20 protein-coding genes and 1 riboswitch are annotated in these 21,843 nt (G+C 39.0%); of the genes, 7 read left to right on the plus strand and 13 right to left on the minus strand.

The window, feature by feature from the left end; all coding sequences use genetic code 11:
- Positions 1–312: 312 nt before the first annotated feature.
- Positions 313–2,280: a lipoteichoic acid synthase gene (gene ltaS, locus AC3ZVC_RS19065; RefSeq protein ID WP_490064760.1), complete on the minus strand. Its 1,968-nt coding sequence runs from the start codon at positions 2,278–2,280 to the stop codon at positions 313–315.
- Between the two features lie 342 nt (positions 2,281–2,622).
- On the opposite strand from ltaS, the gene AC3ZVC_RS19070 reads away from it, so the two are divergent.
- On the plus strand, positions 2,623–3,249 hold the full coding sequence (locus tag AC3ZVC_RS19070; protein ID WP_490064761.1) for a YczE/YyaS/YitT family protein: 627 nt from the start codon (positions 2,623–2,625) through the stop codon (positions 3,247–3,249).
- A 34-nt stretch (positions 3,250–3,283) separates the two neighbouring features.
- On the opposite strand, the gene AC3ZVC_RS19075 is transcribed toward AC3ZVC_RS19070, so the two are convergent.
- On the minus strand, positions 3,284–5,575 hold the full coding sequence (locus AC3ZVC_RS19075; RefSeq protein WP_490064762.1) for an ATP-dependent DNA helicase: 2,292 nt from the start codon (positions 5,573–5,575) through the stop codon (positions 3,284–3,286).
- Positions 5,576–5,735: 160 nt separating this feature from the next.
- Here AC3ZVC_RS19075 and AC3ZVC_RS19080 point away from each other — a divergent pair, with 160 nt between their 5' ends.
- The 3 genes from AC3ZVC_RS19080 (at position 5,736) to AC3ZVC_RS19090 (ending at position 7,462) form a co-directional block, all read left to right on the plus strand.
- Complete coding sequence (locus tag AC3ZVC_RS19080) at positions 5,736–6,167, plus strand: hypothetical protein (RefSeq protein WP_490064763.1); 432 nt, start codon at positions 5,736–5,738, stop codon at positions 6,165–6,167.
- Between the two features lie 128 nt (positions 6,168–6,295).
- Positions 6,296–6,481: a hypothetical protein gene (locus AC3ZVC_RS19085; protein WP_110066801.1), complete on the plus strand. Its 186-nt coding sequence runs from the start codon at positions 6,296–6,298 to the stop codon at positions 6,479–6,481.
- A gap of 141 nt (positions 6,482–6,622) precedes the next feature.
- On the plus strand, positions 6,623–7,462 hold the full coding sequence (locus AC3ZVC_RS19090) for an STAS domain-containing protein (protein WP_490064765.1): 840 nt from the start codon (positions 6,623–6,625) through the stop codon (positions 7,460–7,462).
- A 40-nt stretch (positions 7,463–7,502) separates the two neighbouring features.
- Here AC3ZVC_RS19090 and AC3ZVC_RS19095 read toward each other — a convergent pair whose 3' ends face one another.
- Positions 7,503–8,561, minus strand: a complete 1,059-nt coding sequence (locus AC3ZVC_RS19095; RefSeq protein ID WP_490064766.1) for a mechanosensitive ion channel family protein — start codon at positions 8,559–8,561, stop codon at positions 7,503–7,505.
- 151 nt (positions 8,562–8,712) lie between these two features.
- Here AC3ZVC_RS19095 and AC3ZVC_RS19100 point away from each other — a divergent pair, with 151 nt between their 5' ends.
- Entirely contained in the window at positions 8,713–9,795 is a 1,083-nt protein-coding gene (locus AC3ZVC_RS19100; RefSeq protein WP_490064767.1) for an AI-2E family transporter, read from the plus strand.
- Between the two features lie 118 nt (positions 9,796–9,913).
- A complete protein-coding gene (locus AC3ZVC_RS19105; protein WP_490064768.1) occupies positions 9,914–10,963 on the plus strand; it encodes a M42 family metallopeptidase in 1,050 nt (349 codons plus the stop codon).
- Positions 10,964–11,030: 67 nt separating this feature from the next.
- On the opposite strand, the gene AC3ZVC_RS19110 is transcribed toward AC3ZVC_RS19105, so the two are convergent.
- From AC3ZVC_RS19110 to AC3ZVC_RS19125, 4 genes are all read right to left on the minus strand, one after another.
- Positions 11,031–11,594, minus strand: a complete 564-nt coding sequence (locus AC3ZVC_RS19110) for a M15 family metallopeptidase (protein ID WP_490064769.1) — start codon at positions 11,592–11,594, stop codon at positions 11,031–11,033.
- Positions 11,595–11,925: 331 nt separating this feature from the next.
- Positions 11,926–12,756, minus strand: coding sequence for a MetQ/NlpA family ABC transporter substrate-binding protein (locus AC3ZVC_RS19115; protein ID WP_490064770.1), 831 nt, complete (start codon positions 12,754–12,756; stop codon positions 11,926–11,928).
- Between the two features lie 105 nt (positions 12,757–12,861).
- Entirely contained in the window at positions 12,862–13,527 is a 666-nt protein-coding gene (locus tag AC3ZVC_RS19120) for a methionine ABC transporter permease (protein ID WP_490064771.1), read from the minus strand.
- The gene (locus AC3ZVC_RS19125; protein WP_490064772.1) at positions 13,517–14,530 is read right to left on the minus strand and encodes a methionine ABC transporter ATP-binding protein; all 1,014 of its coding nucleotides are present in this window, start codon (positions 14,528–14,530) and stop codon (positions 13,517–13,519) included. Before AC3ZVC_RS19125 ends, AC3ZVC_RS19120 begins: the two co-directional genes overlap by 11 nt.
- 80 nt (positions 14,531–14,610) lie before the next feature.
- A riboswitch (SAM riboswitch) is annotated at positions 14,611–14,715 on the minus strand.
- A 207-nt stretch (positions 14,716–14,922) separates the two neighbouring features.
- On the opposite strand from AC3ZVC_RS19125, the gene AC3ZVC_RS19130 reads away from it, so the two are divergent.
- Complete coding sequence (locus AC3ZVC_RS19130; RefSeq protein ID WP_490064773.1) at positions 14,923–15,114, plus strand: CsbD family protein; 192 nt, start codon at positions 14,923–14,925, stop codon at positions 15,112–15,114.
- Positions 15,115–15,195: 81 nt separating this feature from the next.
- Here the strand turns inward: AC3ZVC_RS19130 and AC3ZVC_RS19135 are convergent, their stop codons facing one another.
- From AC3ZVC_RS19135 to AC3ZVC_RS19160, 6 genes are all read right to left on the minus strand, one after another.
- The gene (locus tag AC3ZVC_RS19135) at positions 15,196–16,194 is read right to left on the minus strand and encodes a C40 family peptidase (RefSeq protein WP_490064774.1); all 999 of its coding nucleotides are present in this window, start codon (positions 16,192–16,194) and stop codon (positions 15,196–15,198) included.
- 350 nt (positions 16,195–16,544) lie between these two features.
- On the minus strand, positions 16,545–18,410 hold the full coding sequence (gene selB / locus AC3ZVC_RS19140; RefSeq protein WP_490068966.1) for a selenocysteine-specific translation elongation factor: 1,866 nt from the start codon (positions 18,408–18,410) through the stop codon (positions 16,545–16,547).
- A 344-nt stretch (positions 18,411–18,754) separates the two neighbouring features.
- Positions 18,755–19,561, minus strand: a complete 807-nt coding sequence (gene coaW / locus AC3ZVC_RS19145) for a type II pantothenate kinase (protein ID WP_490064775.1) — start codon at positions 19,559–19,561, stop codon at positions 18,755–18,757.
- Complete coding sequence (locus AC3ZVC_RS19150) at positions 19,558–20,289, minus strand: YwaF family protein (protein ID WP_490064776.1); 732 nt, start codon at positions 20,287–20,289, stop codon at positions 19,558–19,560. Before AC3ZVC_RS19150 ends, coaW begins: the two co-directional genes overlap by 4 nt.
- A gap of 116 nt (positions 20,290–20,405) precedes the next feature.
- On the minus strand, positions 20,406–20,780 hold the full coding sequence (locus AC3ZVC_RS19155) for an SET domain-containing protein (RefSeq protein WP_110066814.1): 375 nt from the start codon (positions 20,778–20,780) through the stop codon (positions 20,406–20,408).
- Between the two features lie 381 nt (positions 20,781–21,161).
- Positions 21,162–21,839, minus strand: coding sequence for a Dph6-related ATP pyrophosphatase (locus tag AC3ZVC_RS19160; RefSeq protein WP_490064777.1), 678 nt, complete (start codon positions 21,837–21,839; stop codon positions 21,162–21,164).
- Positions 21,840–21,843 lie beyond the last annotated feature (4 nt).

Consider the following 21,843-nt stretch of genomic DNA (forward strand, 5'->3'; position numbering starts at 1 on the left):
GTGCACGAAAAATGATAAATCAACGAAATTTACATATATCAACGGATTTTTCAATATATCAACGAATCGGAAAATCAGATATTTATTTCTAAAGCTCTGTCAAACTACCTGCCGATTTCCTCGGGCGGTTCGGGGTCTCCCATTGACACGCTCCTTCCCAGGGCTTTGAATAAACACCGCACGAAGAAAATGCGAATGCATTTTCGTGGGTCCCGCTCCTTCCGCTCCAATTAACAGGATACTAAAATCAACAAAGTGCTTTATCAAAGCCCAAAAATAAAATAAGAGCGGAGATTTTCTCCGCTCTTGCTTTTATTTCTGTATGCCAAGCCCATTTCGCTCTTCTTTATATGGCTCTTCTTTTTTAACATAAGAGAAGTCATTTCGATTGACTGGTACAAACCCTTCTGGCTGGTAAAAGCGCAGCAAGTCTTTGTATACAATGTTATCAGACATTTCGAGTTCTTTTTTCGCCTGGTCTGACATTGGTGTACATGCGCTCGCTTCAGCAATTTCCCCTGTTTCAGTATAGTAGCATGTTTCTTCCACTTGAGTAAATTCAGGTGATATGAAATCTCCGTTTCGGAAAGGCACGACTTCACGATGCTTATCAGATAATAGGTCTGAACCCATTTCTAAATAATCCTTTGTATCGATACCCAGCAAGTGCAGTAAGGTTGGACGCACATCCACCTGTCCGCCGAAATTATGGTTAACCCCTCCATCAACGCCAGGTGCATGAATAAATACCGGCACCCTCTGCAGCTGTGCATATTCAAAAGGAGTGATTTCTTTTCCGACTATCTCTGCCATTGCCTCATTGTGGTTTTCCGATATTCCGTAGTGATCACCATACATGACAACAATTGTATTCTCATATAAGCCTGATTCTTTTAAGTCAGTAAAGAATTGCTCTAGAGCCTGATCCATATAGTTGGCAGACTGGAAATAATGATTGACAACATTATTATCTGTTTCAGCTGCAGGAAAGTCTGTATCCCATTCATCCATCTTAAACGGAAAGTGGTTTGAAAGTGTGATAAATTTTGTATAGAATGGCTGCGGCAGGCTTGTCAGCAGCGGCATAGATTCCTTGAAAAACGGCTTATCTTTTAAGCCATAATTTTTTGTATTTTCATCACTCATATTGTAATACTCTGCGTCAAAGAATTTGTCATATCCCATTGTTTTATACATTTCGTTCCGATTCCAAAAGGTTTTGTAGTTTCCATGGAAGGAAGCAGAAGTATAGCCTCGGGATTTTAAGATAGCAGGTGTACCTTGAAAAGTATTTTGCGCTTTCGTTACGTAAACAGCGCCCTGTGACATTGGATATAATGAAGTATCCATGATGAACTCAGCATCAGATGTCTTTCCCTGGCCAGTCTGGTTAATGAGGTTATCGAAATAAAACGTTTTTCCATCATGGGCAAGGGAGTTTAGGAATGGCGTAACTTCTTTTCCATTTAGTTTGTAATCAATGATAAAGGTCTGGAGTGATTCCATGGAAATAAAAATAACATTCTTTCCTTCCGCCTTTCCAAAGAACTCAGGATTTGGCGGAGCATACTTGGCTTTCACGTAGTTTTCCACTTCAGTTACATCATTATTATCCGCTAGCGCTCTCTGACTCGCAGATTTGGCATTTTGGACAATATCGTAAATCGTAAAGTTGTACGCACCAAGATACTTAACTAAATAATTGCGGTCAAATGAGCGGGTCAAGAGTTCCGGACGATCACTTTCAGCAATTTCGAGATTGATGAAAAAAACAATGATTCCAGCTGTTATTACAGCCAGAGCAGGTTTTCTGCTAACTTTCCTTCCAGGTTTGTACCATTTCTTTACTGCAAGGAAAATCAGCAAAAGTGTATCGGTAAAATAAAGAATATCTAATGGAGACATTAATGAAAGAGCACTGTCCCCAAGCTGTCCGCCATTCACTTTTGCCTGCATTAAGACTGGCACAGTAATAAAGTCGTTAAAGAATCGGTAATATACGACATTAGCATACAGCAAAAAGGATAAAAAGAAGTTTAAGCCAATTAACATCCCGGACTGAAACTTTCCTTTAAAAACCAAAGCAAGTCCTAGGAATACAAGAGTAGAACTTAATGGATTCAGAAACAGCAAAAACCTTTGGACATCATTGTTAATTCCCAAATTAAATTCAATTCGATAGGCAATATACGTTTTTAGCCAAAACAGAATTACAGCCAGAAAGAATACAGCCAGGCTGCTTTTCGCCAGCTTTTTAGGCGATATTAAAAGCTTTCCCATAATGTTTCACCTCTTAAATAGTAAACATGCGAAAAACTTAGCGGCAGCTAAGTTTTTTTATTTTTTACGTAAAAATATGTAAAGCTAACATTAATTATTGGTGAATGAATGTAAAATAATATAGCACAGTTTCAGCCTAATGAAAACAAAAATCCCCGCTATATCTTTCGCCTTTTTCTTGCAAAATCCAACAAACTAGGAATAGCGCCACAAAATATTTCACTTTAAACGAATTGAATCTGGTGGTAAAATAAATTTTCCTTTCATAATATTACTTCTTTGCGAGTAATGATTTTAAAAGGGTACAAGCTAAAATTAATTACAAATGATTGGAGAATCATGATGAAAGAGCGTTTTTTATTTTTTACAATTGGGCTTCTAATTCTTACGATGGGAGTTGCCCTAATCATTAAGTCGAATCTTGGTGCTTCCGCATGGGATGCATTAGCTGTCGGTGAATCTCAAATCTTCAACTTAACGGTTGGAACCTTTGTTTTTATAAATGGAATTGTGCTGATCTTTCTCAATGCTTTTTTAATGAAGAAAAAGCCAGAGGTGCTTGCTGCGATTTCAATCCTTATTATTGGGGCTCTTATCGACTTTTGGCTGCTGATTATCTTTAAGGATTTATCTCCGGCAACATTGGCAGGACAATCCTTTGCCTTATTATTAGGCATACTTGGAATGGGAGTCGGTGTTGCCATCTATTTGCAGGCAAAATTCCCTGCAAGCCCAATGGATACACTGATGGTAGCCATTCACACCCGGTTTGGATTAAATTTAAGAAACTCCCGGATTATCAGTGAAAGTTTCGCCCTCCTGCTTGCTTTTTTATTTAGAGGAGCTATTGGCGTTGGAACTATTGTGGTAACACTGACACTTGGATTGGTTGTGCAATTCTTTTATCCGAGATTTGAAAAGATGCTTGAAAAAATGCAGGCACCTAAAAAGCCGATTATTACTGAATAGAAAAAACAGCCTGGTTCTGATCCCCAGGCTGTTTTTATCTTTTTAACACCTTAAAATCTTTCCACTCTTGCGGCAGCAGCTCCTGATACTTAGTATGCAAATACCGGTCATCTATTAAGACAATGATTCCTGAATCAGTTTCAGAACGAATAAGCCTGCCTCCAGCCTGCAGAACCTTATTCATTCCAGGATAAGTGTACGCATAATCATACCCATTCTTTTTTTGCTGGTGAAAATATTTTTTCATCAAATCATGTTCTAAACCAATTTGAGGCAAACCAACCCCAACCACAAACACACCATTTAGCCTGTCCCCCTGGAGATCAACTCCTTCTGAAAAAATTCCGCCCATAACCGCGAATCCCAGTAGTGTTTTTTCTGCATTTGGTACAAATGCTGCAAGGAAGGCTTCCCTTTCCTCCTCATCCATACCTGTCCTTTGTATGATTGTCCTAAAGGGCAAATCTTCATCCAGAAACCGGCGAAAAACCTCCTCCATATACTGATAGGATGGAAAGAAAATTAAGTAATTGCCTGTATTCTCTTTAAGCATCTTCTTAATAGTATTAACAATGGGTTCAATAGACTCACCACGATCACGAAACCTTGTTGACAGAGGTTGAATGTATACCTCTGTCTGTTCTATGGAGAAAGGAGACGGAATAGATAAGGTATAATCATCCTCTATAAACCCAAGCACGTCCTTAAAAAAGTTAAACGGCTTTAATGTAGCCGAAAAAAAGATAGTCGACTTAAATCCTTTTCTTGCCTGGTTCAATAGGTGTGAAGGATCCAGGCAGAACAATTTGATCCGGAAATCATTTCGCTGTTTTTGCATATAGGTTATAAACCTTTCATCATAAAGCTGGCTGATCCGGATAAAGCTTTGGACGGCAAAGTATGTATCCAGTAATTCATCTTCGGCTTCATACTTGTTCCGGGTAAGATATCTTTCAGCACATGCTGAAAATACTTGGAGCTCTTGAAGGAGCTCATCTGGATAATCCTTCTCTACGATGACCTGGTGATCACCGGTCTTTTTTTTCAGCGCAATAAATGCTTGATTCGCCCGTTTAGCACTTTGCTGAATATTCTCGTCTCTCCCTTTAAAGCTCCTGCTCAATTGCAAAAAGGAAGACTTATCCAATGATGATGAATACATTTCCCTTGCACGGTTGACTAGGTTATGAGCTTCATCTATTAAAAGAACGGTTTTCTTTTTTTCCTCTTCAATAAAGCGTTTAAGAGAGACTCTTGGATCGAAAATATAATTATAATCACAAATAATGAAGTCTCCCGCATTAGCAGCATCCAATGAGAATTCAAAGGGACATACTCTGTGCTTAAGCGCATATTTTTCAACTGTTTTTCTATCTATCAGGTTTTCATTTGCCAGAAGGTCGAGAATAGCACCATTGATCCGATCATAATATCCATTGGCAAATTCACAGTACTCCTTTTGGCAATTGGTTTCTTCCTTAAAGCATATTTTGTCCTTAGCGGTAATAGTTAGCGTTTTATGATTCAATCCGCTTTGTTTCAACAATTTTATAGCTTCTTCAGCAGCTTGGCGTGTGATTGTTTTTGCAGTTAAATAATAGATTCGCTGGATTTCTCCTTCCCCAATTGCTTTTATAGCTGGAAAAAGAGCCGAAATGGTTTTTCCGATTCCTGTAGGAGCGTTGGCATACAAGCTTTTTCCTTCTGCTATCGTTTTATAGACAGCACCCGCAAATTTCCTTTGCCCTTCGCGATAGTTAGGAAAAGGAAAGCTTAAATCTTGGATGCTTTTCATCATATTCTTTTTGTGCAGCATCCTCATTTCCGCGTAAGGAGAGTAGGATTTCAATAGTTCCTGTATAAATTGTTCTAGTTTTTCAAATGAAAAACTCTGCCTAAATCTCTTCTCTTCATTTGTATCACTCTGAACATAAGTCAATTGGACGGTCATCTTTTTTAAATGATGATCCCTGGCATACATAAATGCATAGCACTTGGCCTGAGCCCAATGTACAGGATATGTATCCTCGTTTATATCAATTATTGGTCGGGAAACAGACTTAATTTCATCTATAATTCGTTCATTGTTTCTGAGGAGAAGTCCGTCACAGCGGCCCTCCAAAATAAATTCCAGATTTCTATAAAAAAGAGCGGCTAAAAGATGCACTTCCTTTTGGTCGTCTTCTCCATATCGTTTCTGAATGCGCTGATGTACCCTGGTTCCCTCAGAAAGGGACACTGCCGAGCGAAAGCCTGTTTCAATGCTGCCGCTTCTATAGACATATTCAACTAGCGACCTAACAGATAGTTTCACTTTATCTTGCATTGATTCAGCTCCTTATATTAAATCATGACCTTATTATAGCACATACGTTCTATACGAGATAATATTTGCAAAATGCGGAAATGACGATTTACACTTTAATAGAGTAGAACGTAAAAAGGAGTGTGAGCAGTATTGTTCAAATTAGGGCAATAGCGAACAAATGTTGAAAAAAATTATACTTTGGACGATGTCTGTATGTGCTGTTTTATTCCTCGGTGTTCTAGCCTATTTTGCTTCTATGGAGATGATTTCTGACAAAGTAATGACTGAAGTGGCTGGCAGCATTACAGAAGGTGATATTGAGATGCTTTCGAAGGATCCTTCCGTGAAAGAGTTAATTAAAAATCATTCAAAGGCAATTTCTACTTTGGATTTAGATAAGACCTCTTTGCCAATCACTACAAAAGAAGAAGCTGTTAAAAAGATTTCTCAAGACTTCTCAGTAAAGGAAATTCGCCAGGTAGCTTCAAAAGTAAAAGACGGGCTGACCCCTGAAGAGCAAAAGGAAATATACTCTCTTTTGACTAATAGATTAACAGAAGAAGAACTCACTGCTTTAAAAATTATTGCCATACAAGAAATGCAGAAATAACCAATGGTCGGCTAGGATTTGATAAATCCTACTAAAGAACTGTTTATTATTTATTCTGAAAATTTGGGTTATTTGACCAAGCAAGATTGATCCCTCCTCATAAATTATTAGTGAAGGAGGGATCAATAATGTATCAATTGGCATTATTATATTTAGCTTGTATGCTGGCTGGTTATGGTTTGACAATGGTACCTGTTACTGCAGTCATTACTTCAGGTATTACTAGTTTCTTCACTATTGTCGGCGGCCTGGCCATGCTTGTTTTCGGTCTAGCCATTCTTTATCTTGGCGTAAAGGCATTGCTCGGAAGATAAGACTATATTTAATGAAGCATCGGTAAATGCCGATGCTTTTCCCTTTCCTCTTTGCCTTTCTTACTCAGCGCAAAGTCACATTGCTTTTTAACCGTTCTGCCCAATGTTATAATGATTCAAAAACTCATGGAGGATTATATTTTGCAATCTTTAAAAGACATCGGGCAAGAAGTACTAAATCAAAAGTTTGAGATTACGAAACAATTCAATGAGCTTTTAGAGGCATGTTATGTTAAGCGCTTAAAAGCTTCACAGCGTGATTTAGATGCAGTAAATGAATGGAGGTCACGGCTCATTGGTTTCTTGGGAGAAGCAATTATGGCGAGGAGTTCCGAAACAGTTGCAGAAAAAGTCGCTGAGTGGGCTAAGGTGACCGGTGAAAGTGCAGTTGAAAGCCAGCTTCCGTTGGATAAAGCCTTAAATACGATTAGCGTTTACCGTTCTCTAACTTGGAAAGTGATTAAAGAATATGTAAAAACTTATTCTGTTGATCCGATAGAGCTAATCGAGATATCAGATATTATTGACCCTATATTAGATAACGCAGCTTCCATGTTTAGCTCTTCCTACGTAAATGACCATAAACGCTCTTTGGATTTAGCAAAAGAAGCAATTCAGGAACTTTCCGTACCTGTTATTGCACTAACCAAGGATGTAGCAATTTTGCCATTGATTGGTGAGCTCGATACATACCGTTCAAAGGTTTTGATTGAAAAGTCATTGCAAAAATGCGCAGAGCTAAAGGTTAATACGCTGATTATTGATATGTCCGGCGTTGCAATTATCGATACAATGGTAGGACATGAAATCTTCCAGGTCGTAAAGGCATTAAATCTGATTGGCGTGAAAACCATTCTAACAGGTCTAAGGCCCGAAATTGCCCAATCTGTGGTTCAATTAGGGGTAAGTTTTGCAAATATACAAGTAATGAGCAATCTTCAAGCCGTTATTTTGCAAATGTCTAAGGAAAATAGCATATAAAAAAAGCCAGGCAGCACACAAAGTCCGTGCAGCCTGGCTTTTATTCCGCAGAGAACCCTTGAGGTGAAGCGAGTTCAATTCCATTCACAAAAAAAGTCTCCGCAATCCCATGCCGCAAACGGCTCTCAAACTTTTGCTTTGCTTCAAAATGGGCAACAGGGACTTCGATAAGAAAATCCATGGCTTTATTCCGAAAATCTACAAAACGAATATCTGGCGCTGGTTTCAGCAAAACACCTTCTGCATTAGAAATTTCCCGTTCTACTACTTCGTGGAGCAGTCCTTCCACTTTTTCTGTATCCGTTCCATAGGCAATACTTATTAATACCTGAGCCATCATTTCCGATCCCGTTCGGTTTTTAATAATTTGTTCAATAAAATATTGATTGGGAACGATCAGCGTCCCTTCTTTTGCTGTCCGAATAATTGTCGACCTTAAACGAATACTCTCAACTTTTCCTATCTTATTGTTGATTTCAATCATTTCTCCGATTTCAACCGGCCTTTCGAACAAAATAATAATGCCTGATATAAAGTTACCGGCGACATTCCTCATACCGAAACCAATACCAATACCAAGAACGCCTAATATAGCAGCTGCAGCGCTTAAATCCAGCCCTACAGTCGTCAAGCTTATCCCAAGAGCCGCAATCATTACCGTATAATAGACCATACGGTTAAATGAGTACCCCAGTCCCCTGTCTACACCGTAAAATTCATAAACAGAGGTTAACACATATTTGGTTAATACCATAACTAACCGATGAGCAAGCGAAACAGTTAAGAAGGCTACGATGAGTAATTTGAGCGTAACTTCTACTTCACCTGCTGTGAACAAAATGTAAGAAAGCCACCTCTCTCTTGAAAAATAAAACAGAAAGAGAATAATAATCCCATAAAAAGCAGCCCAATTTACCAATGAGGCAACTCCTTGCAGGATGCGCTCGTTCTGGACTGACTTCTTTTCCCCCGTCTTATTCAATACGATGTTTATCATCCATTTTGCAGCCAAAATTATGGCAGTAAAGGAGAGAAATAGTGAAGCTTCCTGTATAGTTACATTTTTTATAAATAATATAGACCCATTCAATTCTTCCATTTTACACTCACCTGTTTAATTGCTAATGTTTGTCTATTCCTTCTTTTATGGCTTATTAAACAAAGACCACCAAAACCAGCCATGTGTTTAACATTGATAAAAAAAAGGAAAGGTGAATATTAAATACGTATAGTAAGGTTGGGGTATCTGAATGTGGATTAACAAACCATTTTTTAAATATGCAACAGGCATTATTTTAGTTTTAACCATCATTTTTCTGTTAGGAAAAATTGATTACTTCCTGTGGCCAATTCGTGCATTGATTGCCACTATCTTTTTTCCTATCCTAATTGCTGGTCTCTTCTATTATATTTTAAGACCGCTTGTTAGGCTTGCTTCCAATATCATTCCAAAAACAGCAAGTATACTACTGGTTTTTGCAGTGGTAGCTGGATTGATATACTTAGGGAGCAGTTTTGCAGGATCCTTGATAGGCAATCAAATTACCGAATTAACCGGGAATCTGCCTGAAAAAGTGAAGGATGTATCCAAAGAAACAGAAGAAGTGGTTGAAGAAAACAATATGGGAATGTTCTCATACAATAATCTTGAGAACAAAGCGGTTTCCTATTTTAAATCAATTTTATCAGGCGCAGGCGAAAATATAATGAATATCTTCAGTACGATTACCAGCATCGCTACAGTACTCGTCGTTGTACCTTTTATATTATTTTACTTTTTAAAGGATGATCATAAGCTTAGGCCCTTCCTTTTAAAATATTTGCCGGATAAACACGAGCATGAAGGAAACAAAATTCTTACCGATGTCGATAAAACCTTATTTTCTTATGTTCTTGGACAGTTTATTATCGCGGTTGTTGATGGGACTCTTATGTACATTGGTTTCCTGATAATTGGTCTTGATTACGCTTTAATCCTGGCCATTTTTGCGATGTTTTTGACAGTCGTTCCCTTTCTCGGGCCCATTTTGGGAGTCATCCCTGCCATTTTTGTCGGTATGATGCAAAGCCCATCAATGGTCCTTAAAATCTTGGGAGTACTTGTTGTTGTACAGCAGCTGGAAGGAAACCTGGTATCTCCTTATGTAATGGGTCATCGGCTGAACCTGCATCCTTTAACTGTTATTATTTTGCTGCTAGTGGCAGGATCCCTGTATGGCTTCATCGGTATTCTCATAGCTATACCTTTATATTCAGTAATTAAGGTGCTGGTCAAAGACTTCAAGAGATTCTATAAATTAAGAACAAGAGAAAGCTTTTTATCGGAGGAATAGTCTGCTGTTTTCTTAGGGCTGCCAGATCTGCAGCTCTTTTTTTTACGCAGTTAAATGATTCTTTATAATTTAAACAGTATAATAGGAAATGTGGAAATATTTTGAGAGGAGTTTTATCATGGCATACCCAAGCACAAAAGAAACAATAAATTTATTAAAAGAAATTGTTTCTATACCCAGTCCTTCCGGAAATACGAATGAAGTAATTACATATGTGGAAAAGTTTTTAAATGAGCTGAATGTCAAAACCAACAGAAATCGGAAAGGCGGTCTGATTGCAACTATGCCGGGCAAAGATGATGCCAATCATCGGATGCTTACAGCACATGTCGATACACTTGGTGCAATCGTAAAAGAAATTAAACCGAGCGGACGACTTAAAATTGATTTGATAGGCGGTTTCAAGTACAACTCTATTGAAGGCGAATATTGTGAAATTGAAACGTCCTCCGGCAAAAAACTAACTGGCACAATCCTTATGCACCAGACCTCAGTCCATGTATACAAGGATGCCGGAAAGGCAGAAAGAAATCAGGATAATATGGAAGTCCGCATCGATGAAAAGGTTCATAATGCAGAGGATGCCCGGGCTCTTGGCATTGAGGTCGGGGACTTTGTTTCCTTCGATCCTCGTGTGCAAACGACACCTTCTGGATTTATTAAATCCCGTCACCTTGATGACAAAGCCAGTGTCGCCATCCTTCTCCAGCTTATTAAACAGCTAAAGTCGGAAAACCTGGAGCTGCCATATACAACACACTTCCTTATTTCTAATAATGAAGAAATCGGCTACGGCGGCAACTCAAATATCACGCCTGAAACGGTAGAGTATTTGGCAGTCGATATGGGTGCTATGGGTGATGGCCAATCCACAGATGAATATACGGTTTCCATATGTGTAAAAGACGCTAGCGGCCCATACCACTATGAATTAAGAAAGCGGCTTGTTCAGCTGGCACAAGACCATCAAATTGGCTACAAACTCGATATCTATCCTTTCTACGGTTCAGATGCATCAGCTGCCATCCGAGCTGGACATGATATTGTACACGGATTGATTGGACCCGGAATTGACTCTTCCCATGCTTTCGAGCGTACACATGAAGATTCAATTGAAAATACAGCCAAATTGCTGTACCACTATGTACAATCAGAGATGGTACTATAATGCTATTCTAAAAAAAACTGCACCTCCAATTGTTAGATGTGTCTAACTATTGGGGTGCAGTTTATCTTTATGGCGTTTTTTCTATTTTTGGCGGTCTCTTCCCTCTTTGCAGCTCCCAGATGGAAAGGCCGAAATCTATTTGCAAATGAGGATTATCCTTAAAATGCTTCCAGTCCCCTCCCCATTCAAAACCGAGGTCCTTGGCAATCCCGACAACCTCCATCCAATCTGCTTTTGAATTCCCATTCCCATCATATTGCATGTCCCAAATCACCTGACCATCAACAGTCAGCAACGCAAAATCAATGGCCAGCCCAAAGTTATGGTACGACTCGCCGCCCTTTGCATGCGTAACGATGCTGCCTTCTTCTGAACGCCCCTTTTCATAAAGTGCGTCCTGTTCTTGGATACTTCTAAAATCCTGGGTGATCACCACATTGATGCCATTATCCGCAGCCTTAGCAATCAGCTCATCCTTCTTATCTGCAACCAAAGGATGCAAGGCAGTCGGGGGCGGCACATCTTTTAAATATGGATCTTCTGCTTGCTGTATATATTGATAGAAAATAAGTCCGACTGTTGTAATTACTAATAAAAACAGAATAAAGCTCCCTAGCTGTTTATAAAACAAAGTTTTGTGTCCTTTCTTTGCTGGATCTTAAAACAAATAACATTCTTATTTTAACAAGATTCTTGGTTAAGTTCACTTGTAGGGTTTCGGACTGGTACGACCCACTTTTCGTGTCGGTTCTGACCATTTATGCATCGCTTCAAGCTGTTTTGCGCCAAAGACCATCGTTTCTATCACCTATCTTTCTGGTTAAAAAAGTTTATAAGCTGTTTCGAGCTGTTTTCCGTCATAGCTTTTATTTCATCAACAACCAAGAATTATAACTTTAATAACCTAAAAGAAAATATAAAAATACGCCGGCATGAACCGGCGCATTTCTTCATTAATATTATTATTGATTCTCCATCCATTCTGGTTTACCAAAGCCTTTGAACTGTTCATCAATGACTTTTTCAAATTCTGCTGACTCAACAGACTCTTTTAGGTCTTTAGCAAATTGGGCATCTTCATTTTTCGTATCAATGACCACACGATTGCGATATTGATCTGGCATGTTTTCAAGTTGCAGTGCATCAAGCAGATCCATTTTTGCAGCTAAGGCAAAGTTCCCTGGAACAGCTGACAGGTCAACACTATCTACCGCACGAGGGAGCTGGGCAGCTTCGATCGGTTTAAATTGCAGGTTTTTTACATTGTTTTCTACATCTTTCTCAGAAACAGTAAGCGGATCTGCATCAGGATTTAATGTAATTAGCCCTGATTCCTCGAGAATCAAGAAAGCGCGTGCTGCATTTGTTGGATCGTTTGGAATGGCAATCGCTGCTCCGTCTTCAATTTCTTCGAGTGAATCAAACTTTTTAGAATAGATTCCCATCGGCGCGGTTGGAACCACAACTACCTCTGATAACTCGATGTTATGTTCTTTTGCGAAGTTTTCCATGTACACTTTATGCTGGAATAGGTTTGCATCCAGATCTCCTTTTGAAAGGGCCAGGTTTGGCTGAATATAATCACTGAATTCAACTACTTTCACTGTATAACCTTTATCTTCAAGTACTGGTTTAATTGCCTTGCTAACCATGTCACTATACGGTCCTGATGTAGCCCCGATGGTAACTTCCTTTTTATCGCTGGCTGCTTCTGAAGATGATTCTTTGCTGCCGCATGCTGCCAATAAGCCCAATGAGAGTACAAGCATGAATAGTAATCCAATTTTTTTCATTTCCATTTTCCCCCTGTTGTGTTTTTTAGACGATCGTCTATAGGTGCGATTCATTTAGTGGAGGTTTCAGGCTATCGCCGATATTTCACCGCCCCCACTTTTTTTCTATCTTTTATCAACTAATCTTGCAATCCGGTCTCCAGCAAATTGGAATATTTGGACCAGGCAAATTAGAATAATAACGGTTGTAAACATAACTGTATTATCATATCGGTAATATCCAAAACGGATGGCCAGGTCACCCACACCACCGCCGCCGACAATGCCGGCCATCGCTGAATATGCGACAAGGCTAATGACTGTGATTGTAATTCCCTGGACAATTCCAGGTTTTGCTTCAGGGACAAGGACGTCCCTTATAATCATCCACGGTGATGCTCCCACAGCTACAGCTGCTTCAATTACACCTTTATCGATCTCCCGTAAAGACTGCTCAACCATTCTTGCGAAAAATGGAATGGCCGCTACTGAAAGTGAAACAGATGCTGCAGTCGGCCCAATCGTTGTTCCAGTAATCAAATTGGCTAAAGGCAAAAGCGCAATGAGCAATATAATAAAGGGAATGGATCTTACCATATTTACGATAAAGCCAACTATATTCTTAAAAGCGGTATTTTCCAGGAATAGCCCTTTATCTGTTACAAATAGCAGCACGCCAGTCGGCATCCCCACAAAAATGGCTACTACTATTGAAATGCCAACCATATAGACTGTTTCAAAAAAAGCTTTATTGAGTTCAGGCAATATGCTTATTAAACTATCAAGCTGCATCGCGGATCACCTCCAGATTTCTTGTTCGTTCAGTTATATAATGGATGGCACGTTCAATCTCGAGCGGAGCACCTGTCAGTTCCATTACAAAGATTCCAAGCGGAGTTTCCTGTATATACTCAATTTTCCCGTGAAGGATATTGCCTTTAACTTTAAATTGCTGAAACACATCTGAGATGACGGATTCCTCTGCGATACTGCCCTGGAAATATATTTTAATAATCTTTCCTTTTCGTTCCTTTAAAAGCTTTTCCGGCAAATCAAATTGAAGGATACTGTTAATAAAATCTTTTGTCAGCGGCTGCTGAGGATTTGAGAAAAGATCGTACACTTTTCCTTCCTCGATAACTTTTCCATCCTGCATGACGGCCATCCGATCACAAATGTCTTTAACAACCTCCATCTCATGGGTGATTAATACAATGGTTAAGCCAAGCTCTTTATTAATTTTCTTCAAAAGCGACAGGATCGATTTCGTTGTGCTCGGGTCCAACGCAGATGTTGCCTCATCGCATAGGAGGACGGATGGATTGTTAGCCAATGCCCGGGCAATTCCAACCCTTTGTTTTTGACCTCCGCTTAACTGTGAAGGATAGACATCCCTCTTATCCGTTAAACCCACCATATCGAGCAATTCTTTCACTCTTGCATCTATTTCACTCTTCGTCTTGTGTGCTGCTTTTAAAGCAAAAGCTATATTTTCATAGACTGTTTTCGAACTAACCAGGTGAAAATGCTGAAAAATCATACCTATTTTTAATCGCGCCTGGCGCAGCTCTTTTTTTCCTAATGAGGTTAAAGATAGTCCATCAATTTTTATTTCCCCTGAAGACGGCGTTTCCAGCAAATTTAAACATCTGATCAACGAGCTTTTACCCGCACCGCTGTATCCTACAATTCCGAAAATTTCTCCTTTATCCACTGTAAGTGACACATGGTCAACACCTGTTACTCTCCCTTTTTTTGTTTCATATACTTTTACCAGATCCTTTATTTCTATCATGCAGATCCCCCCGTTCATTCTCCCCTTTTTTAAATAAAAAACCTCTTTCCATTCGGAAAGAGGCATCGCGTATCTATTACGACTTATCTTTCAGAATGAAATCATTCTGCAGGAAGTGGCACCGTTCCGAATTGGAGGTTGCCGGACGTCATAGGGCCTGATCCCTCAGTCACTCTTGATAAGTTAGCTATTAAGTTGATAGTGAAAATATTATATCTATACAAAAGAATTGTCAATAAGCGTTTTATACTCAAATAATTAACGGAAACGCTTTCATTGTTGCGGCAGTAAGAAAAATTTTTTTTGAGGAAATATTTATAATTGTTTATTTTGTTTTAATAGTCGTGCTATGGGTAAATAAAAAGCAATAGATAATGAAGGAGGAATCTTATATGAATCGTGACCAAACAAATGGGAATGCAGACCAACTAAAAGGCGAACTGAAAAAGCAATACGGTAAATTTACAAATAATGAATCAAAAGAAGCTGAAGGCAATATGGACAAAATGAAGGGCGAAGCCAAAGAAAAATGGGGAGATGCCAAAGAAGCCCTCTCCAAAACTTTTAATGATTCAAGAAACTAAAAAAAGGTAACCAACGCCGGTCTAGACGTTGGTTACCTTTTTGCATTTCTATGTTTGATACATAAAAAATTTGGTAATAGATTAGAAAGTTGTTCTTGCACCCAAATAGCGTGGCTTCCAGTAGGTATTATTCATATCACTGATTTCTACACCTCGTGAAGAACCTGCATGGATAAACTTGTTATTTCCAAGATAAATTCCGGCATGGGATGGACCTGCTTTATACGTTTCAAAGAAGACAAGATCCCCTGGTCTTGGTGATGAAACTGACCTCGTAGCGCTCCAAATGGATGCTACTGTACGAGGAATCGAGATTCCCACATTGCTATATACATAGTTTAGGTAGCCACTGCAATCAAATCCTGACGGAGTGCTTCCTGCCCATACGTATGGGACACCCATATATTTCTTAGCTTCCGCTATAAGCTCGTCAACCTGTGATGCAGTCTGAGCCGCTACTTTTGTTTCTGTTGTCTGACTTACAGCTGCACCTGAAACCTTTAGCTTTTGACCTGCATAAATAAGATCAGAAGAAAGATTATTCATTCCCTTTAATTGTGAAACCGATAAGTTATGGCGAGATGCAATTCCTGAAAGAGTGTCGCCTCTTTGGATTGTATAGACCCTGCTGCTTCCTGCAGAAGCCGTTGCTGCAGGTGAAGAAACACTTTGAGATGTGCCTTTTACCTTAAGCTTTTGGCCTGGATAAATAGTAGCGCTGCTTAGTCCGTTCAAACTCTTAAGAGTGCTGACGGAAAGGCCATATGTTCTTGCAATTTCCCATAAAGTATCGCCTGATTTCACTGTATAGCTGACTGCTCCACTGCTTGATGTATCAGTTGAAGCCTCATGACTGTGCGGTGCCAACAAAGATAAAGACTGTCCCGTATAAATAGTTGAACCAGAAATATTATTCCATTTCTTTAATTCTTCCACTGACAAACTATTATTAATGGAAATTCTCCACAATGTATCGCCTGACTGAACTTTATATCTATTTTCATGAGCACTTGCTTCACCATTGAACGTTGTAAACAATAAACCAGCTGTCGCAGCCATTGTAAGTAGTTGTTTTTTCAAGTTGTACACTCCTTAAATTTCTTTGACAACCTAATATTAGTAATAAATCTAGTATAATCCTACCTGAAAATATTGGAGTGGATGGAAAAACTATCATCCTACTCCTTAACCTCCCTCTAAAACCTAAACCAACCAATTTAATATAGTTACTTTTTACTAGAAAATATTAGAAATCTGAACTATTCATGGAAAAACAAGTGAAATCCACCCTAAATTATTAGAATGTTTTTAATAGACTTTTTACTAGAAAATACCCCCAAAAAACAAAAAAGGATTTCAAACTATAGCTGTTTATCCTACTTTTTATAAATAATATAAATAAAAAAGCCGGTCTAAGGACCAGCTTTACATTAACGATCTGTTTTTCTCCAAACTCTTTTGTTTTCGATTCTGTTTGTATATCCCATGGAGTCGAGCCTCTCTAAAAAAGGAATCATATATTTTCTGGAAAGTCCCAGGACTTTCTTCGCATCTCCAACATCAAATTCTGTACTTGTATCTTTTTTTAGTATATCCACTGCTTCCCTGAAATGATCCCCATGCCAATAGAATTGGCCATCAAGTGGCACGATTGTTCCCTGCTCTTCTAAAAAACGCTTAAAATCACCTTTTAGAACTTCTGGAATCCCAGCAGTAAGGTAATAGTCATCAAAATGCTTTACTTTTAAACCATCCTTTTTCAAATCAGCCAAAAGATTCTCACTGCGTTTTTTCCAGTTTTGTGGGATGTGCGGCTGGAAGTCAGCATTTTGCAAGTATTGCCCTTTTCTTCTGTAAATACTACCTTCGATTCCAAGGCTAATCACAAATTCAACAAGCATTTTCGGATAGGCTTTCTGCATAACTTGCAGTAATTCTGCTTTATTTAACCCATGCTTCATCGGGTGTTCATGGTGAAACTCATGCAAACGGTCATATATTTCTTCCTCAATGGATTCTTTTAAAGCAGAGAGTGTAAATTCTTTGCTGTTTATACTAAGGAAGTCTGCATCTGTAAGTACTTCTTTTACTGTCACTTCATCTAGGGAAGTTCTTGTCATTATTTCGAAAAGCGACAGACTCTTACCTTCCCTTAACGCAGCCATAATTCTATCTTTAGGGCTTCCCTCTTTTTTCTTGCTTAATTCTTCTATGGTATCTAACCCGAAACGATATTTCTCGCCATTGGGATCAATGACCCAGCCGCCTCCGATTGTCTCCTGGGGACTTGGCCTTCTCAAAATAAACCGGTCTCCCCTTTTGGTTACAATCTCCTCGTCCAATCGCAGCTGGCAGAGAATTTCCCCATCACTATCGTTTAATTCATTACGATCGAAAAATACGATTCTGCCCATTACTTCAGATGTCCCGATATGGCATTTAATGGGCATTCGCTGTTTTATTATATGTTCAAGATCTTCAACCATTCTAACAGCAACATCAATGGTTTTCGTTACGCTAAAATGTTCAGAAGAAACAAGCACCTCACCACGCTCAATGTCTTCCTTAGATACCCCCGAAAGGTTAATTGCAGCCCTTTGCCCTGCAAAGGCGGCATTTGCAGCCTGATGGTGCACCTGGAGCTGCCGAGCCCTTACCTCAAGTCCTTTTGGCAGTATTTTAAGAGGCTGTCCTTCTTCAATCCGCCCTTCATAAACTGTTCCCCTTACAACCGTTCCTTGTCCCTTTACAGTGAATACCTGATCAATCGGCAGACGGAAAGCCCCATTGGCATCCCGGGTGTCCTGTTCCTTCAAAGTATGTACGATTAATTGCTTTAGCCCATCAATTCCATTAAGGGACAAACTATCTGTTAAAACAAACGGAACACGTTCAAACACTGTTCCTTTAAGTTCCTCGATTATTTCTTCTCTTACAAGGTCTATAAATTCTTCGTCTACTCGATCAATCTTCGTAATAGCGACAATCCCATTTCTGATCCCAAGAAAATCAAGAATCTCAAGGTGTTCTTTTGTTTGCGGCATTACCCCTTCATCAGCAGCTACTACTAGTACGACTAAGTCTATTCCCGCCACACCGGCGATCATCTGCCGTATAAAGCGTTCATGCCCGGGTACATCCACTACAGATATTTGAATTTCTTCATCTTCATATAAAGGTGCAAACCCGAGTTCAATGGATATTTGCCGTTCTTTTTCTTCTTTTAGCCTATCAGTATCTACATTTGTTAAAGCTTTAGTTAAAGTTGTTTTTCCATGGTCGATATGTCCTGCCATGCCTATAGTAAAATATCTCTTCTTCAAATCTGCCACCTACTTCTATTTACATTCTTTTTAACTGTATCCTGAAAAAAAGAATCTTTCAACAAGCCTGCTATTGCAAACTTTGTTTTTTTAAACAAGTAGTGAAGAGAGGTTGATTTCCGCTCCAGGATACTCAGCGAACCGCGGGACCCTGAATATGCATACTCGAATAATCACCGCACGAAGGAAATGGGAATGCATTTTCGAGGACCTCGCACCTTACGCTCCAATCAACCAACCTTTTTATCAATGTTTTTTATTAATAGTTCTATTCAAAAACAACAATCTTTTAGAAAACAGCCTTCAATAAACAGGTGTTATAAAGACAAGAAAGCCCCTACTGCACCACTGTATTCCCCATTCTGAACAAATACTGGATTTAGGCCAAGCATGTTGGTGCAATACTCTATGCGACTATTAAGCTTCAGATTGTTTTTGAGAGTATTTCCAATATAAACGATGTCATTAATTCGATGCTGGGATGCTGCCTGCATGCTTAAAAGTACAATGGTTTCTGCAATCATATTGGTTAAGCTTGCTATTTTGTCTTCATTACTTACATCTTCATTAATCCGGATTTTCCCAAAATTGCTTGCAGTAAGGCTCCCGTCTATTGGAGGTTTGGAAGGGTGGTAGATATCTTTAACCAGCAAATCAGCGGCCGCAGCTTCTCCATTTCTAGCAAAAGAAACCAAATCTGAAAAGTGGGTTATACCCGTAAGGAGTTTCCCAAGCCCCAAAAATGTGCCTCCGCCGATACCGCTCCCTAATATTCGGGTATATTTTCTGGCCTTACATAGATAAATGGACGTACCGGTTCCAATATTAATCAGCAAATACTTTTCCTTCATTATCCCCTCCTGCTTCATCAAGAAAGCAGCGCCATCACAGTTTGCCTTAAATTCAGAAACTGTGATGGCATTCGGAAAGTAATTCATTTTAAGAAATTCTGATTGGCCGCCTGTCAATGCAACGGATGCGCCAGCTGCAGTCACTTTCAGCCAACTCATAGAACTCTGCAAGTCATCCATTGAATAGGTCTTATAGTGAAAGCGTCCGCTTTCTTCATAAATCATCTTCAGTAGTGTTCCGCCCGCATCTATCCCTACTTTAGCAGTATTCATGAGGATTTCTCCTTTCTTGCAATTTCTCTATCTTTCAATTTGAACGGCACCAGCAGCATAATAAACAGCAATATCGCAGCCCCTTCAAGTGAAAATATGTAAAAAGGGTAAGGACCAAAATAATCTAATAAAGTAGCATTATCCGGTTTATAGGAAAGGAACATATAGTTACCGTCTGTTAGTTTGTTTGCCAAGATAGCAACAGCCGCACTTATATTTAAAAATAGGATAGACATGAGCAACCCTTTACCTGTGGGCCTATAATGATGGACAAACACAAAATAAAGGCAAGTCCATATAATTAAATTATGTGTAATGAAAAATTGAAAATAACGAAAGTGAGGAAAGCCTAAAAAAAGCTCTGGAGTTAGAATAGCCATTAGAGCACCGACAATGCCAATGAAATAAACAATTTGGAAAACCACTTTAGATTTAGTTGCTAATAAAATCAAACAGAGAATTAGACTAATCGAACAGAGATGGAGCGGCAAAGCGAAGGAAACATCCCAATAGCCGCCTTTGTAAAGCCATATATGATAAAAGAGTTCCATAGTAAAAAGCAAGAAAAACATTGTCTTCCTGACCTGGCCGTCAATGTGCCGAAGGCGACCTCTAAATATAAACATAATGCCAGAAACGACAACAAATAAGAAAATCATTAAAAGATGAGAAGCTGTAAAAGCAATAAAAGGGAAAGTATTATAATCATGAGAAAATACTCCGGACATAATAACTCTCCCCCTTCAGAACGGCTTATCTTTTAATTTTGATAAGTATTTCTATATTCCTTCTTTTAAAACAAATATCATAAAAAATATTTATTACTGCGCTGGATAAAAATTATTTACTGATTAAACCAAAGCGGATCGTCATTATCAACTTCGCCATTATAATTGATAAGTATTTCTTCTCCCGCTTTTATATCCTTATAGGCAAAAAAGTCAAAAGTGTGGTTATCAAAATTAATATCATAAACAGCATTTGGCTTATAGGAATGGTTAAAAAGCATCCCATACCCTAAAAGAATAGCACTGTGTTTCGCTCCGTATTCGAAGGCATAATCAGCAAGAGCGGTTTTTTCTATATGCTGATGCTCTTCATTGGGGTAAGGCAGGACTGGTGCTTCATGGATTAGTTCTCCCTTTTTAATATCACGTGTTGCAAATACTCCTCTGTTATGTTCGCCGTCACTAAGCGTAGATGTTTTGATTTCAATCATTTTGTTACCTGCTCATTCTCGTCTAAGACGTGTTTTTATTTTGCTCTTTCGCAAGGATAGTTGTTTTTCAACTTTTCATCGTGTCAGTTGATTCCCTGCACTTGCTTTCCGCGGGGAGGTATGTGAGCCCCTCGGCGTTTTCTCCTTTTGGGGTCTCTCACTTCCCTCTCTTTCCGCAGAATCATGAATAACATCCTGAATAAACACCGCAAGAAGGACATGCGGGTGCATTAATGAGGAGTCAAGTTCTCTTCGCTACAATCAACTCAGTATAATATTTTTACTAATTATCAACAAACCTACGAAAACAACCCTTTTATTTTTATGTTAGACAGTTATGTCTAAATAAATAACTATTAAAAGTATCAGGTAGATCATCTCTTATTTTGCGATAAGTTTATATTCTTCAAATTCCAGCTTTTTGGTGGTTTCAAGCTGTATTAATTTAGGAGAAGCTAGTTGAATCTTTTGTGAGAACAATGGGCCGTCGTATACAAAAGTATGATACTCTCCAGATTCACCCATCGGGCAGGCAGCTTCATTTTGGATATCACGCATAAAGGCAGTATTAAGTTCTCTGCCCAGCCAGGAAGAATCCAGTACATCCTCACGAACACGAATTACTTTGGCTTTATAACCGGATTCCACAAAAGTTTCTAATGCCTCTATACTATCTTTTGCCTCCATCCAAAGAGGATAAACAGCTTTTACTCCTGATTTCGCTGCTACCTTTTCGCCCCATTCACGATGTCCGTCCAAGTACAAGTCACCATAGGCAATGCCTGTAAGTTCAAATTTATCTTTTAATCTTTTTAATTCACTAACGTAACGTTCGGTGTAATTTTCATAAGAACAAGCAATGAATTCAACAGGTATAGATAAAGAATTAGCCTGGAGAGTAATCAATTCAGTCTTTTCTCCATGGCCAAAAGTTCTGCCGATCTCTGCTGGAACTGTTGTTATTAGACATGTGACTTCAACACCCTGCTTTACTAAAGCCTCTAAAGCTAAACAGCTGTCTTTGCCGCCGCTCCACGATAAAGCTACTCTCTTAACCAACTTT

The sequence above is a fragment of the Cytobacillus sp. C11.1 genome (assembly GCF_058145115.1).

Excerpts from the sequence above, each read along its gene's own strand:
- ltaS (WP_490064760.1), bottom strand. The coding sequence starts at position 2,280 with ATGGGAAAGCTTTTAATATCGCCTAAAAAGCTGGCGAAAAGCAGCCTG.
- AC3ZVC_RS19070 (WP_490064761.1), top strand. The coding sequence starts at position 2,623 with ATGAAAGAGCGTTTTTTATTTTTTACAATTGGGCTTCTAATTCTTACG.
- AC3ZVC_RS19075 (WP_490064762.1), bottom strand. The coding sequence starts at position 5,575 with ATGCAAGATAAAGTGAAACTATCTGTTAGGTCGCTAGTTGAATATGTC.
- AC3ZVC_RS19080 (WP_490064763.1), top strand. The coding sequence starts at position 5,736 with ATGTTGAAAAAAATTATACTTTGGACGATGTCTGTATGTGCTGTTTTA.
- AC3ZVC_RS19085 (WP_110066801.1), top strand. The coding sequence starts at position 6,296 with ATGTATCAATTGGCATTATTATATTTAGCTTGTATGCTGGCTGGTTAT.
- AC3ZVC_RS19095 (WP_490064766.1), bottom strand. The coding sequence starts at position 8,561 with ATGGAAGAATTGAATGGGTCTATATTATTTATAAAAAATGTAACTATA.
- AC3ZVC_RS19100 (WP_490064767.1), top strand. The coding sequence starts at position 8,713 with ATGTGGATTAACAAACCATTTTTTAAATATGCAACAGGCATTATTTTA.
- AC3ZVC_RS19105 (WP_490064768.1), top strand. The coding sequence starts at position 9,914 with ATGGCATACCCAAGCACAAAAGAAACAATAAATTTATTAAAAGAAATT.
- AC3ZVC_RS19115 (WP_490064770.1), bottom strand. The coding sequence starts at position 12,756 with ATGAAAAAAATTGGATTACTATTCATGCTTGTACTCTCATTGGGCTTA.
- AC3ZVC_RS19120 (WP_490064771.1), bottom strand. The coding sequence starts at position 13,527 with ATGCAGCTTGATAGTTTAATAAGCATATTGCCTGAACTCAATAAAGCT.
- AC3ZVC_RS19125 (WP_490064772.1), bottom strand. The coding sequence starts at position 14,530 with ATGATAGAAATAAAGGATCTGGTAAAAGTATATGAAACAAAAAAAGGG.
- AC3ZVC_RS19130 (WP_490064773.1), top strand. The coding sequence starts at position 14,923 with ATGAATCGTGACCAAACAAATGGGAATGCAGACCAACTAAAAGGCGAA.
- selB (WP_490068966.1), bottom strand. The coding sequence starts at position 18,410 with ATGGCAGGACATATCGACCATGGAAAAACAACTTTAACTAAAGCTTTA.
- coaW (WP_490064775.1), bottom strand. The coding sequence starts at position 19,561 with ATGAATACTGCTAAAGTAGGGATAGATGCGGGCGGAACACTACTGAAG.
- AC3ZVC_RS19150 (WP_490064776.1), bottom strand. The coding sequence starts at position 20,289 with ATGTCCGGAGTATTTTCTCATGATTATAATACTTTCCCTTTTATTGCT.
- AC3ZVC_RS19155 (WP_110066814.1), bottom strand. The coding sequence starts at position 20,780 with ATGATTGAAATCAAAACATCTACGCTTAGTGACGGCGAACATAACAGA.